This window comes from Gordonia jacobaea, assembly GCF_965344965.1.
Lineage (GTDB): Bacteria > Actinomycetota > Actinomycetes > Mycobacteriales > Mycobacteriaceae > Gordonia > Gordonia jacobaea.
Genome location: NZ_CBDRLS010000001.1, coordinates 351,680 through 365,198, shown reverse-complemented (window position 1 = coordinate 365,198; position 13,519 = coordinate 351,680). Strand labels below are relative to the sequence as shown.

Sequence of the window (13,519 nt, the reverse complement as noted above, 5' to 3'; positions counted from 1 at the left end):
TTAAACCTCGATTTCCACGTCGCCGACAGGTGCGTTGATGCACAGCTGGATCTGCTTGTCGGCTTCGCTGTCGATGTCGCCGGTCAGCACGTTGCGGGTGCAGCCGGATTTCTTTACTGCGGTGCAGGAGAAGCAGATTCCCATTCGGCAGCCCGACTTGGGAGACAGTCCTGCGGATTCCGCCTGATCGAGAATGGTGCGGCCGTCGTTGGCTGCGACCTTGCCGGACGTCGTGAATGCGACGTCGCCGGAGATCGGTTCGTCGGGATCGATGATCGCCGCCGGAGCCGGGCGGAAGGATTCACTGTGCACTCGCGCGGTGGGGTGGGCGTCGGCGAGATGGTCGATGACAGCATCCATCAGCGTCGACGGTCCGCAGACGAAGACGTCGGCGTCGTCGAGAGCGATGTCGTCGAGATGCCCCGTCGTGAAGTGTCCTGCCTCGAGGTCTCCGTGGGCTCCGCGGGTGTACCGCAGGCGCACGTCGACGTTCGAGTGCGCGGCCGCGAGCGCATTGAGCTCGGTGGCGTATGCGACGTCGTCGGGCGTCCGTGCGTAGTGAATGAACGTGATGGGGCCCCTGTGCGCTGAGGCTACAAGTGTTCTCAACATCGACAGGGTAGGCGTGACGCCGCTGCCGCCGCTGATGAACACGACCGGGCCCGCCGGGCTCCGGGGTAGGACGAAGTCGCCGTCGGCCTGTTCGAGGCCGTAGACGTCGCCGACTCTCGCATTGTCGCGAAGGTAGGTCGAGACGAACCCGTCGTCGTGGGCGGTGATGGTCAACTCGATGACATCGGAGTGTCCCTGTGCGTTGGCAGGGGAGAAGCAGCGGACGTGTCTGACGCCGTCGATAACCACCTTGAGCTGGATGAACTGCCCCGCGCGGTGGCCGCGCCACTGCCTGGTCGGTGCCAATGTGATGCGGACGGTTCGCGAGGTCGGACGTGTCACATCGACGACCTTTGCGCGCAGATCGCGCCAGGTGATCATGGGGTCGAGCAGTTCGAGGTACCGGTCGACCGGATGCGGCGAGAGCCCTGCTTCGACGACCGATCCGATCATCTCGGGAAGACGGATACTCATGGTGTGCTCCGTTCGGAAGCGGTGATTCGTGTGGCTGTCACAGCCATTCAGTGAACGACTGTGCTCTGAATAGTGTTGCACGAGTTCTCTCGGATGTGCACCCCGTATCGGATCTGCAAGCCAGCTCTCTCCGTGTGTCTCAAGATGAGCCACATCACTTCGTTTCGTCTCAAGTGATTGACATCACGACGTTTGTCTCTGAATATGAACTCATATTCAGTTCAACCTGCTGAAGCCGAATGAGGAGTAATCGATGACATCAGAAGTGGTTGCCCAGGGCGACGAGGTCGCGCAGGGAAGGAGGCGAGCGCATCGGAAGTTGCTTGCCGCAGGGCTCGTCGGTAGCTCGATCGAGTGGTACGACTTCTTCCTATACGGGACTGCTGCGGCACTGGTGTTCCCGCATATCTTCTTTCCGGACTCGTCGCCGCTGATGGGGACATTGCTGTCGTTCAGCACCTTCTGGGCTGGCTTCGTCGCGCGCCCGATCGGCGGCATCGTGGCGGGCCACTACGGCGACAAGTTCGGGCGAAAGCCCGTCGTGGTGGTGTGCTTGTTCGTGATGGGCTTGGCGACATTCCTGATCGGGTGCCTGCCGACCGCTGGAACGATCGGAGTCGCGGCGCCGATCCTGTTGGTCTCGTTGCGATTCCTGCAGGGGCTGGCATGTGGCGGGCAATGGGGCGGAATCGTGCTGTTGCTGACGGAATCTGCAAGCCCCAAGCGGCGCGGTTTCGCGGGCACCTTCGGTCAAATGGGTGTGGCATGCGGTGTCCTGCTGGGCAATCTGATCTTCCTGGGATCGAGTTCTGCGGTGTCGAATTCGGCGTTCCTCGAATGGGGTTGGCGTATTCCGTTCCTGCTCAGCGTCGTGCTGTTCCCGGTGGTCTACTTCATCCAGACGCGTGTCGAGGACAGTGACGAGTTCAAGGAGCTGGAACAGGAAGTCGCTGAGGGTAGGCAGGAAATTGTGCAGGCGCCGCTGGTCGAGGCTGTCAAGAAGCACTGGCGGACGATCTTGCTGGGTTGCGGGCTGCTCGCGGCTACCAACTCCATCTTCTACATCTCGATTGCGGGCGTATTGAGCTATGCGACAGCCGAACTCGGCATGGATCGCGACCAATTGCTGATCGGGTCCATGCTCAGTTGCCTCGTCTCGCTCCCGGTCACGATCTGGGCGGGTTCGTTGTCGGACAGGATCGGACGCCGACCGCTGATCATCATCGGTGGCCTCGGGATTCTGCTGTGGGCGTTCCCGTACTTCATGCTCGTCAACACGGCGTCGTTGCCGATGTTCATGATCGCGGTCTCGGTGGCTGCTGTGTTCCAGTCGATGACCTACGGGCCTGTCGCCGCGTACATGGGTGAGCTGTTCGAACCGCACGTCCGGTACTCCGGCGCCTCGCTGGCCTACCAGCTCGCCGCCATCCTGATCAGCGGATCGACGCCGTTCATCATGACCTGGCTGATCTCGGCTACCGGAACCACGACGTTGGTCGCCGCCTTCGTCGCGGTGATGGGGCTGATCACCTGTGCGTCGGCATGGCGTCTGCGGGAGACGAATCCCGCGTCGGTTCGAGAGGATCCGAACGCGGTGCCCGGTCTCGCCGCCACGAACTGACTCACGACGACAGAGCTGCCCACCTTTGTGAGGTGGGCAGCTCTGTTGTCGGGGACGTGTCGTGTGTTACAAATTGAATATGACCTCAAGTTCAACTGTGCGATCGAGTTCAACTACGCGATCAGCCGTACTCGTCGACTTCGGGGGAGTGGTGACCACCAGCGTGCTCGACGCATTCCGCGGCTTCGGCACCGAGATCGGTAACCGCGACCTTCCGCTGCATCTGCTCGGACACGACGAGCAATCGCGCACGTTGCTCGCCGATCATGAAGCAGGTCGGATCGACGCCGAGGCCTTCGACGTGGGTTTCGCCGCCCGGCTCGGGGCGCATGGCGTGACTGTGTCCTCCGAAGGGCTCTCCGCGAGAATGCAGCATCGACTCGAGCGTGACGACGAGACGGTCGCGATGCTGAGCAGGCTGCGCGCTGCATCGGTTCCGGTTGCCTTGGTGTCCAACGCATTCGGACGAGATACCTATGCGGGCTTCGAGTTGAGTGAGCTCGCGGATGTCGTTGTCATCTCGTCAGAGGTCGGGATACGCAAGCCGTCGCGGCGGATCTTCGAGATCGCGTGCGAAAGGCTCGGGGTGGCCCCGCAGGAATCCGTGATGATCGACGACCTCCAACAGAACCTCGACGGTGCGGCGAAGCTCGGGATCGCGGGGGTCCTCCATACCGACGGCGCTGACACGGCGAGGCAATTGAGCGAGACGTTCGGGCTGCCCGCAACCGCGTGAGTTCTTTGTAGGCAGCCAACTGTGTCGAGGTCGGACCGCGACGTCGGCACCGCAGATGTCCACCGCGTGGACGCATGATCGAAATCCGAGGAGATGCACTGTGAACACCTCAACGACGACCACCTCGCCGACACCAGCAGTCGACGACCCGCTCGAGATCGCGTTGGCCGAGGTCGGCCGCGTCCAGCAGACGCACTGGCCCGTCGACGTCCCGCGGACCGTGGAATCCTCGGTCGACGCGCAGGGCATCGTCGGCTACCTGCGGCACTGGGCACGCGAGACTCCCGCTGCGGTCGCGATCGCCTTCTATGGACGCGAGATCACCTATGCCGAGTACGACGCACTATCCGACAGCGTCGCCGGCTGGCTTCGCGCCCAGGGGATCGGCGTCGGCGACAGTGTTGGCCTGTACCTCGGCAACTGTCCGCAGTTCCACATCACGATGCTCGCGATCCTCAAACTGGGTGCCGTCCATGTGCCCGTGAATCCGATGCTGCGCGAGCACGAACTCGCTCATGAACTTGCCGACGCCGAGGTGAGTGTGGTGCTGACCCAACCCGCGCTCGCCGGCCTCGTCGACGCGGTTCGCGATCGCACTCAGGTGCGCGTCGTCGCGACGACGGATCCCTCCGACATGCTGCTCGCGGACAGTCCCGACGCGCCGTTCGAGCGCACCGGGCAGGAGACGGACTGGGCTCGGATCGTCGCAACGCCTGCGCCTGCCGACTTCCCGGAGATCGACCCCGATCGTCTTGCCGCGCTGAACTATACGGGCGGTACGACCGGAATGCCCAAGGGCTGTCAGCACACTCAGGCGCACATGCTCTACACCGCCGTGACGGCGACTGCGGCCCATGGTCGTCGGGTCGGGGCCGTGCATGGCGCGTCGCTGGTTTTCATGCCGGTGTTCTGGATCGCAGGGGAGGACACCGGCATCCTGGTCCCGCTGGTGAACGGCGACACCGTCGTCTTGCTGACGAGATGGGACGCGCGTGTCGTACTCGACAGCATCGAGAACTATCGCGTGGATTCGATGATCGGCACCGTCGACAACTACATCGAATTGATGGAGCGCGAGGACTTTTCGACGCACGACCTCACATCGTTGACCAACCCGCTCGCGGTGTCGTTTGTGTCCAAACTCGACCCGACGGTCCGGGCTCGCTGGCGCGAGGCGACCGGGAACACGTTGCGCGAAGGCAGCTACGGGATGACCGAAACGCACACCGCGGACACCATCACGCTCGGCTATTCCGCCGACGACTACGACCTGTTGGGCGACCCGGTGTTCTGCGGCGTGCCCGTTCCCGGAACCGACATCCTGATCGTCGACGCCGATGGCAATCCGGTTCCGCTCGGTAGCGAGGGTCAGATCATCGTGCGTAGTCCGTCGGTGATGCTGGGCTACCACCGCAATCCCGAGGCGACTGCCGACGCATTGCGCGACGGTTGGCTCCAGACAGGCGATTTCGGCAAGTTCAGTGACCGCGGAGCGCTGCACTACCTGGCGCGCAACAAGGAGATGATCAAGACCAACGGCATGAGCGTCTTCCCCTCCGAGGTCGAGTCGCTGCTGATGCTTCATCCGGCCGTCGACAAGGCTGCGGTGGTACCCAAACCGGATCGACGACGAGGTCAGATCGCCTTCGCATTCGTGCAACTACGCGACGGAGAGAAGCTCACGGCCGACGAGATCGTCGCATGGGCTCGACAGAACATGGCAGGCTACAAGGTGCCCGAGGTCGAGATCATCGATCAGCTTCCGATGACCGCGACGGGCAAGGTCCGCAAGGGCGATCTCTTCGCGAAGGTTGGCAAAGCATGAGTTCAGCAACCGTCCTCGTGGCGAACCGCGGGGAGATCGCACTCCGCATCATCCGCACCGCGCGCGAAACCGGGCATCGCGTCGTCGCGGTGTATGCCGCCGACGACGCGCAGTCACCACACGTCAGTGCCGCCGACGAGGCCGTCGCGCTCGAGGGCGTCGGGGCGCAGGCGTACCTCGACGTCGACGCGATCATCGACGCCGCACAGCGCACCGGCGCCACGTTTATTCATCCCGGATACGGATTCCTCAGCGAGGAGCCGCGTTTGGCGCGAGCCTGCGCTGCCGCAGGGCTACGGTTCGTCGGTCCGTCGGCGGAGGCTCTCGAGACGTTCGGCGACAAAGCGTCGGCCAGACGAGCAGCGATCGCCGCAGATGTACCCGTACTCGACGCTACCGAGAGCGGGGTCGACGAGACGCAGGTCGCCCAACTGCTTGCCGCACACCCGTCGGGCGTGATGATCAAAGCGGTTGCAGGCGGTGGCGGTCGAGGCATGCGCGAGGTCACCTCTCCCGACCAGATCGCCGACGCGATGAAGGCATGTGCCGCAGAGGCGCAGGCAGGATTCGGCAACGCGGACCTGTTCGCCGAGGAACTCTGCGGTTCGGCGCGGCACATCGAGGTGCAGATCATCTCGGCGGAGTCCGACTCGGGGACAGGAGCTTCAGGAACTGGGGCTTCAGGAACAACAGCACTCGCGCTCGGCGATCGCGACTGCAGTGTGCAGCGCAGGCATCAGAAGCTCATCGAGATCGCACCGGCACAACACCTCTCCGACGACATGCGTGCCGGGTTGCACGCATGCGCGGCTCGGCTGTGTGCCGCCAACGGATATCGCGGTCTGGCGACTGTCGAGTTTCTCGTCGCGGGAGACCGATTCGTCTTCCTCGAGGTCAATCCGCGAATTCAGGTGGAGCACACCATTACCGAGGAGGTGACCGGCTGCGACCTCGTCGAGATCGGGTTGGCCATCGCCGCAGACCGGCGATTCGGCGAGTTGGGGCTACCCGCGGGCATCACGTCAGACGGAGAATCCGTGACCGGAACGCCCGTTGATGCCGCGGGTGTCGCGATCCAGGCTCGCGTGAACATGGAGACCACAACCTCGGACGGCACAACGGTGCCGCAATCGGGCACCTTGCGATCGTTCTCCGCGCCAACCGGTCCCGGGGTGCGGGTGGACACGTTCGGGCGGCCGGGTCTCACGACGAGCCCGCGCTACGACTCGTTGCTCGCCAAGGTGATCGGCCACACCGCGCGGGGCGACTTCACCATCGCGACGCGCAAAACCGCCGACGCGTTGGCCGAATTCGTCATCGACGGCGTCGCGACCAACGTCGGTCTGCTGCGCGCGATACTCAGCGACAAGGCATTTGGCGCAGGCTCGGTCACGACGGGCTATCTGGGCGAGCACATCGACGAACTCGTCGCGCGCGCAACCGACTTCGACGCCGCAGGCGCGGATGCGCCGATCGCCGACGACGCCGCGTCGCCGGATGCCAGCGTCGAGCTCGCCGACGGTGAGGACGTGCTGGTGGCACCGATGTCGGGTGTCGTCGTCGAGGTGGCCGAGGCGGGCGTCGCAGCGGCGCCCGGGACGGCACTCGTCGTGCTGGAAGCGATGAAGATGCAGCACACCGTGACCATGCCCGCAGCGGCAACACTGATCCGGGCGCTGGTCGATCCGGGCCAGGCCGTAGCGACGGGTCAGCCGCTGGCTGTCGTCGGAGCTGCGGGTGGTGATGCCGGCGTCGAGACTCGTGCCGAGATCGACCCGGACCACATCCGGCCCGATCTCGCCGAGATCAACGCGCGGCACGAGGTGACGCTCGACGCCGCGCGCCCGGGCGCGGTTGCCAAGCGCCACCGAATCGGTCGACGTACCGCTCGGGAGAACATCACCGACCTCGTCGACGAGGGCAGCTTCATCGAGTACGGGGCGCTGGCACTCGCCGCCCAGCGCACGCGCCGCACCGAAGAAGACCTCGTTGCGAACACCCCCGCAGACGGACTGGTTGGCGGCGTCGCGACGATCGGTGCCGACCGGTTCGGTGCCAAAGCTGCTGAAGCTGTGGTGATCTCGTACGACTACACGGTGCTGGCGGGCACGCAGGGGTTGCGTAACCACGCCAAGACCGATCGCCTGATCGAATTGGCCAAGCGCAAGAATGTTCCCCTCGTGCTCTTCGCCGAGGGCGGTGGAGGCCGGCCGGGCGACACCGATGCCAACGGCGCGGCGGGCCTGGAACTCAACACGTTTCGCGAGATGGCCTCGCTGCGCGGCCGAGTGCCGACGGTCGCAGTTGTCTCGGGACGGTGTTTCGCGGGCAACGCCGCGCTCGCCGGCGCGTGCGACGTTCTCATCGCCACACCTGAAGCCAACATCGGCATGGGTGGTCCGGCAATGGTCGAGGGCGGTGGTCTCGGCGTCTTCCGACCCGAGGACATCGGTCCGGTCGATCTCCAGCGTCGCAACGGCGTCGTGCATATCGCGGCGCGTGACGAGGCAGACGCCGTCGATCTGGCACGGCGATACCTGGCGTACTTCCAGGGCGACGTCGTCGACTGGGAGGCGCCGGACACCAGGCTCTCCAGGCATGTGGTCCCCGAGAATCGACTGCGCGCCTACGACGTTCGCGAGGCGATCGACTCCATCGCGGATCCCTTCTCGACGCTCGAGGTGCGGGCAGATTACGGCATGGGAGTCGTCACCGCGCTGATCCGAGTCGAAGGCGTGGCATACGGAGTGGTCGCGAACTCGACTGCGCACCTCGGTGGCGCGATCGACGCGGAGGCCGCGGACAAGGCTGCCGACTTCCTGGAAATGTGCGAAGCGCATAGTCTTCCGGTGGTGACCCTGTGTGACACACCGGGATTCATGGTGGGGCCGGAGTCAGAGGAGCATGCGACCGTGCGGCGGTTCTCGCGGTTGTTCGTCGCGGGTGCGCGGCTGACGGTGCCGTTGGGAACGATCATCCTGCGCAAGGGCTACGGGCTCGGGGCGATGGCGATGGCGGGCGGTTCATTCCACGCACCGCAGTTCACCGTCGCGTGGCCGACCGGCGAGATCGGTCCGATGGGACTGGAGGGCTCGGTACGACTGGGATTCCGAAAGGAACTCGAGGCGGTCGACGATCCTGCCGAGCGGGACGCGTTGTTCGCCGAGTTGGTGGCGAAGGCGTACGAACACGGCAAGGCGCTGCACTCGGCCACGACCTTCGAACTCGACGACGTGATCGACCCCGCCGACTCACGGGCCTGGATTCGTCAGCTCGGTCGTCAGCGACACCAGTAAGAGCGACACCAGTAATAGCGACACAACTACAACAGCACCAGAAAACCCAGAGCGGGGGAGGAAATTTCCTCCCCCGCTCTGGGTTTCGTTCCAGCGGGTACTAGCGGATCTGCAACACCAGCTTGCCCGTGTTGGCGCCCGAGAACAGCATGGCGAGCGTGTCGCCGAACGCGGTGATGTCGCCCTTCTCGACCTGCTCGGCCGCGGTGATCTGACCCGACCGAATCCAGGCCTGCAATGCGGCCTGGGCCTCCGGATAGCGACGGCGGTAGTCGAAGATGATGAATCCCGCCATCGATGCACGGTTGATCAACAGCGACAGGTAACGCGACGGTCCGGGCGGTGGTGTCGTGGCGTTGTACCCCGAGATGGCTCCGCAGATCGCCACGCGCGCGTGCGTACGCAACTGTGCCAGAGCCGAATTGAGAATATCGCCGCCGACATTGTCGAAGTACACGTCGATGCCCTCAGGAGCGGCCGCACGCAGCGGCCTACCGATGGAACCCTGCTTGTAGTCGATGGCAGCGTCGAATCCGAGTTCGTCGGTCAGCCACGAGCACTTGCGCTCGCCACCGGCCACTCCGATCACCTTGCAGCCCATCACCTTCGCGATCTGTCCGGCGACGCTGCCGACAGCGCCCGCCGCGCCCGAGATCAGTACCGTGTCACCCGGCTTCATCTTGGCGACGTCGATCAGGCCGAAATACGCTGTCATACCGGGAAATCCGAGCGCGCCGAGCCAGGTCGGTGCGGGCGCGAGATCGGTGTCGACCACCGTGATGTCCCGACCGTCGGAGACGGCGTACTCCTGCGCACCGAAAGGCCCGGACACCACGGTGCCCACCGGGTACGTGTCATTCTCCGATGCGACGACGGTGCCGACGGCGTGTGCGCGCATCACCTCTCCGATGCCCACCGGAGGGATGTACGACGGAACGTCGTCGAGCCAACCGCGCATGGCGGGATCGACCGAGACATAGTCGACGGCGACAACGAACTCGCCCGCCGACGGTTGTGGGATCGGTTCTTCGGTGACGGTGAAAGTGTTCTCGTCGATCTCGCCCGTGGGTCGGGCCGCGAGTCTGACCTGACGGTTGACGGAGCTCATGCGGTGGTCCTCCTCAGGGCGGTGCGATCGATGTTGCGTTTGAGGATCTTTCCGGTCGATCCCTTGGGGAGCTCGTCGACGAACAAGACCATGCGGGGAATCTTGTAGGCGGACAGACGCTCTCGGCACCACGACTCGATGTCGTCGTGAGTGGTCGTCGCTCCCGGCGTCAGTACGACGACCGCCGCGACTTCTTCGCCGTAGTGGCTGTCGGGTACGCCGACGACTGCGGCTTCGACGACATCGGGATGCTGATAGAGGATCTCTTCCACTTCGCCGGGATAGACGTTGTAACCACCACGGATGATCAGATCCTTGACGCGGTCGACGATCCGCAGATCGCCGTCGACATCGATCTCGCCGAGATCGCCTGTGCGGAACCAACCGTCGTGCGACAGTGCCGCGGCGGTCGCCTCCTCATTGCGCCAGTAACCCTTGAACACCATGTCGCCCGCGATGAACACCTCACCGACGACGCCCGGTGCGCACACGGCCCCGTCGGCGTCGCGTACCTCGACGCGCATCCGCGGCACGACGGCGCCGGTGCTGCCTATCTTTCCGCCGCGGTCGATGTCGTTGAATGTCGCCATCGCGGTGGTCTCGGTCAGCCCGTAACCCTCGAGCAGTGTGCACCCGAAGCGCTCCTCGAAGGCGCGTGCGATCTCCCCGGGAAGCGACGCTCCGCCGGAGACGGCAACGCGCAGATGTGCAAACCCTTCGGCGTCAGCTTCCGTTGCCTCGTGCAGCATCGCGTTCCACATGGTCGGGACGCCGCACAGCACTGTCAGCCGATCGCGGGCGAGCATGTCGATCATTCCGCGCGGTGTGAAACGACTCAGCAGCGACATCGATGCGCCCGTGGTGAAGGCCGCCATCATCACCGACGCCTGACCGAAGACGTGGAACAGCGGCAGTCCGGTGCCCAGCCTGTCGTCTGCAGTACCCCGGCTGACCTCGCCTGCCACCTCTCCGGCCGACAGGAGGTTCTTGACGGTCAGTTCGGCGCCTTTGGGCTTCCCGGTGGTGCCAGAGGTGTAGAGCAGGGCGGCGGTCTCGTCGGGTGCACGGTCGACGCCGGCCTCGAGCGGTGTCGCGGTCACGTTGCCGGGACTCAGCGCCGAGGCGTCGAGTTGCCAGGACGGAACACCGGCCTGGGCTGCCGCGTCGGCGACTGCTGGGCCGAGCGTGACGTGCCCGATGGCCAGTGACGCCTCGGAGTTGCTCAGGAAGTAGCCGACCTCGGCGGCCGTGGACATCGTGTTGACGGTGATCACGGTGGCGCCGAGTGCCTGAATGCCCATGTAGGCAATCGCGAACTCGGGGACCGACGGTGCCGCGAGCAGCACACGATCTCCGCGTCGGATGCCCGCATCACGCAGCGCACCGGCATAGGCCAACGCCGCGTCGTAGAACTCGCCGTAGGTCAGTGACGTCGAGTCACCGAGAAGAGCGGTCGCATCGGGCCGTGTCGTCGCGTGACGCACGACGGGATCGATGAGATTGACCATGGGAGTTGCCTTTCAGATCAAAGTGGGTGGACACGTCGTTGTGCATGTCAGGACGCGGCGACGACCCGGGCGATCGATTCGGCGACCATCACCGGCTTGTCGGAGCCTTCGCGCTCCATGACCTGCGACGTCACCACCTGGATGCCGCCGGAGACCTCGTCGGCGGACACGACGGTGACGCGCATACGCACGCGCGAACCGACCGGCACGGGAGCGGGGAAGCGGACCTTGTTGTAGCCGTAGTTGAGGCTGTGTGCGAAACCGTCGAACCTGATCAACTGGCTCGACAGGTGGGGACCGAGGGACAGGGTGAGCAGGCCGTGCGCGATCGTCCCGCCGAGGTCGCTGGCGGCAGCGCGCTCGGTGTCGAGGTGGATCCACTGGTGGTCGTCGGTGGCGTCGGCGAAGGCATTCACCCGGTCCTGCTCGACGGCGTACCACGGCGTCGGCCCGAGTTCGGTTCCGACCAGCTCGGCGAGATCGGCGGCCGTGGTCGGGCGGACGGGCTGTGTTGCTGTGGTCAAGGTTCCTCCTGTGATCAGATCGCCACGGGGCGATATTGAATCTGAAATCACCTTCAACTATAGATGGTTGTCGAGACTGCGATCACGTTATGGGTCGGTTTGTGAGGGGGCGCTCTGCCTCGCGAGCGGATTCTCAACGACGCCGTCGACGACGCCCCGCGGGTGCGTCGACCTGATCACCATCGAAAGGATCTCTGCGCCATGACATCTCACGACCTCACCGGACGGACGGCACTGGTGTCGGGTGCCTCGCGCGGTATCGGCCTCGCCGCCGCGGCTGCGCTGGCCGACGCGGGCGCCAACGTGGTCGTCACCTCGCGCAAGCAGGAGTCGGCCGACGCCGCGGCGGCTCAGATCGGACCTCGCGCACTCGGCGTCGCGGCCCACGCTGTCGACGAGGACGCTGCGCAACGCTGCGTCGAACTCACGTTGGAACGGTTCGGCAGCATCGACATCCTGGTGAACAACGCCGGGACCAACCCCGCCGCCGGCCCGCTCATCGCCCAGGACCACGCACGATTTGCCAAGACCGTCGACGTGAACCTCTGGGCGCCCCTGCTGTGGACGAAGCTCGCCGTGCAGGCGTGGATGGGTGAGCACGGGGGATCGGTCATCAACACCGCGTCGATCGGCGGGATGGTCCATGAGGCGAACATCGGCGTGTACAACACCACGAAATCGGCGTTGATCTACCTCACCGAGCAACTGTCCCTCGAGTTGTCTCCGCGCATCCGGGTGAACGGCGTCGCGCCCGGCGTCGTCCGCACCAAGCTCGCCGAGGCGCTGTGGCGAGAGCACGAGCCGCAGGTTGCCGCTGCCACGCCGCTCGGCCGAATCGGCGAGCCCGAGGACATCGCGTCGGCCATCGTCTTTCTCGCCTCCGACGCGTCGTCGTGGATGACCGGCGAGGTGATGGTGATCGACGGCGGTCAGCGACTCGGCGACGCCTCGCAGTATCGCTAATCCACCCGCGGCGCAACCAAAAATCAACACTCACAACCACATTCACATTGAGCACAGTCGAATACCCAGTACCGAACAACGGAGGAAACACCATGAGCCAGAAGGTAGCGATCGTCACCGGAGCAGCACGCGGAATCGGCGCCGCGATCGCGAAGAGGCTTGCCGACGACGGACTTGCCGTCGCGGTGCTCGATCTCGACGCCGCGGCATGCGCTGACACCGTGGCCGCGATCACCGACGGCGGCGGCAAGGCGATCGCCGTGGGCGCCGACGTCTCCGACGAGGCATCGGTCAACGCCGCTGTCGAGAAGGTTGTCGCTGAGCTCGGTGCTCCGACGGTCGTCGTCAACAATGCGGGCGTGCTGCGCGACAACCTCCTGTTCAAGATGAGCGTCGACGACTGGGACACCGTCATGGCGGTGCATCTACGCGGCGCCTTCAACGTCAGCAAGGCCGCGCAGAAGCACATGGTCGACGCCGGCTGGGGTCGGATCGTGAATCTGTCGAGCACGTCGGCGCTCGGTAATCGTGGTCAGGCCAACTACTCCGCGGCCAAGGCGGGCATGCAGGGCTTCACCAAGACACTCGCGATCGAGTTGGGCAAGTTCGGTGTCACGGCCAACGCCATCGCGCCGGGGTTCATCGAGACGGACATGACCGCGGCGACCGCCGCGCGGATGGGCGTCGACTTCGACGAGCTCAAGAAGGCCAGTGCCGCAGCGATTCCCGTCGCACGAACCGGAAAGCCGGAGGACATCGCCCACACTGCCTCGTTCTTCGTGTCCGAGGGCGCGGGATTCGTCTCCGGCCAGGTCGTCTACGTGGCCGGGGGACCGAAGGACTGACGGCACG

General features: G+C 65.0%; 10 protein-coding genes. 6 read left to right on the top strand and 4 right to left on the bottom strand.

What is annotated here, in order from left to right; genetic code table 11:
• Positions 1–1,086 carry a ferredoxin reductase gene (locus tag ACRVY7_RS01625; RefSeq protein WP_431815747.1) on the bottom strand — a complete coding sequence of 362 codons (1,086 nt, stop codon included), beginning with the start codon at positions 1,084–1,086 and terminating at the stop codon, positions 1–3.
• Positions 1,087–1,339: 253 nt separating this feature from the next.
• Between ACRVY7_RS01625 and ACRVY7_RS01620 the strand changes: the two genes are divergently transcribed.
• The 4 genes from ACRVY7_RS01620 to ACRVY7_RS01605 all read left to right on the top strand — a co-directional run bounded on the left by ACRVY7_RS01620 (position 1,340) and on the right by ACRVY7_RS01605 (position 8,564).
• Positions 1,340–2,707 carry an MFS transporter gene (locus tag ACRVY7_RS01620; protein WP_049699735.1) on the top strand — a complete coding sequence of 456 codons (1,368 nt, stop codon included), beginning with the start codon at positions 1,340–1,342 and terminating at the stop codon, positions 2,705–2,707.
• Positions 2,708–2,786: 79 nt separating this feature from the next.
• Positions 2,787–3,443 carry an HAD family hydrolase gene (locus ACRVY7_RS01615; RefSeq protein WP_431815746.1) on the top strand — a complete coding sequence of 219 codons (657 nt, stop codon included), beginning with the start codon at positions 2,787–2,789 and terminating at the stop codon, positions 3,441–3,443.
• Positions 3,444–3,543: 100 nt separating this feature from the next.
• Positions 3,544–5,268, top strand: coding sequence for an AMP-binding protein (locus ACRVY7_RS01610; RefSeq protein WP_431815745.1), 1,725 nt, complete (start codon positions 3,544–3,546; stop codon positions 5,266–5,268).
• Complete coding sequence (locus ACRVY7_RS01605; RefSeq protein ID WP_431815744.1) at positions 5,265–8,564, top strand: acetyl-CoA carboxylase family protein; 3,300 nt, start codon at positions 5,265–5,267, stop codon at positions 8,562–8,564. Before ACRVY7_RS01610 ends, ACRVY7_RS01605 begins: the two co-directional genes overlap by 4 nt.
• A gap of 100 nt (positions 8,565–8,664) precedes the next feature.
• Here the strand turns inward: ACRVY7_RS01605 and ACRVY7_RS01600 are convergent, their stop codons facing one another.
• Genes ACRVY7_RS01600 through ACRVY7_RS01590 form a run of 3 tightly spaced genes read right to left on the bottom strand, consistent with a single transcriptional unit; the run spans position 8,665 to position 11,704 of the window.
• A complete protein-coding gene (locus tag ACRVY7_RS01600; RefSeq protein ID WP_270486086.1) occupies positions 8,665–9,672 on the bottom strand; it encodes an NADP-dependent oxidoreductase in 1,008 nt (335 codons plus the stop codon).
• Positions 9,669–11,180, bottom strand: a complete 1,512-nt coding sequence (locus tag ACRVY7_RS01595; RefSeq protein WP_431815743.1) for an AMP-binding protein — start codon at positions 11,178–11,180, stop codon at positions 9,669–9,671. Before ACRVY7_RS01595 ends, ACRVY7_RS01600 begins: the two co-directional genes overlap by 4 nt.
• Positions 11,181–11,227: 47 nt before the next feature.
• Positions 11,228–11,704 carry a MaoC family dehydratase gene (locus ACRVY7_RS01590; RefSeq protein ID WP_049699833.1) on the bottom strand — a complete coding sequence of 159 codons (477 nt, stop codon included), beginning with the start codon at positions 11,702–11,704 and terminating at the stop codon, positions 11,228–11,230.
• Between the two features lie 201 nt (positions 11,705–11,905).
• Here ACRVY7_RS01590 and ACRVY7_RS01585 point away from each other — a divergent pair, with 201 nt between their 5' ends.
• A complete protein-coding gene (locus ACRVY7_RS01585; RefSeq protein ID WP_049699729.1) occupies positions 11,906–12,667 on the top strand; it encodes an SDR family oxidoreductase in 762 nt (253 codons plus the stop codon).
• A gap of 92 nt (positions 12,668–12,759) precedes the next feature.
• Positions 12,760–13,512, top strand: coding sequence for an SDR family oxidoreductase (locus tag ACRVY7_RS01580; protein WP_431815742.1), 753 nt, complete (start codon positions 12,760–12,762; stop codon positions 13,510–13,512).
• The last annotated feature ends 7 nt before the right edge of the window (positions 13,513–13,519 follow it).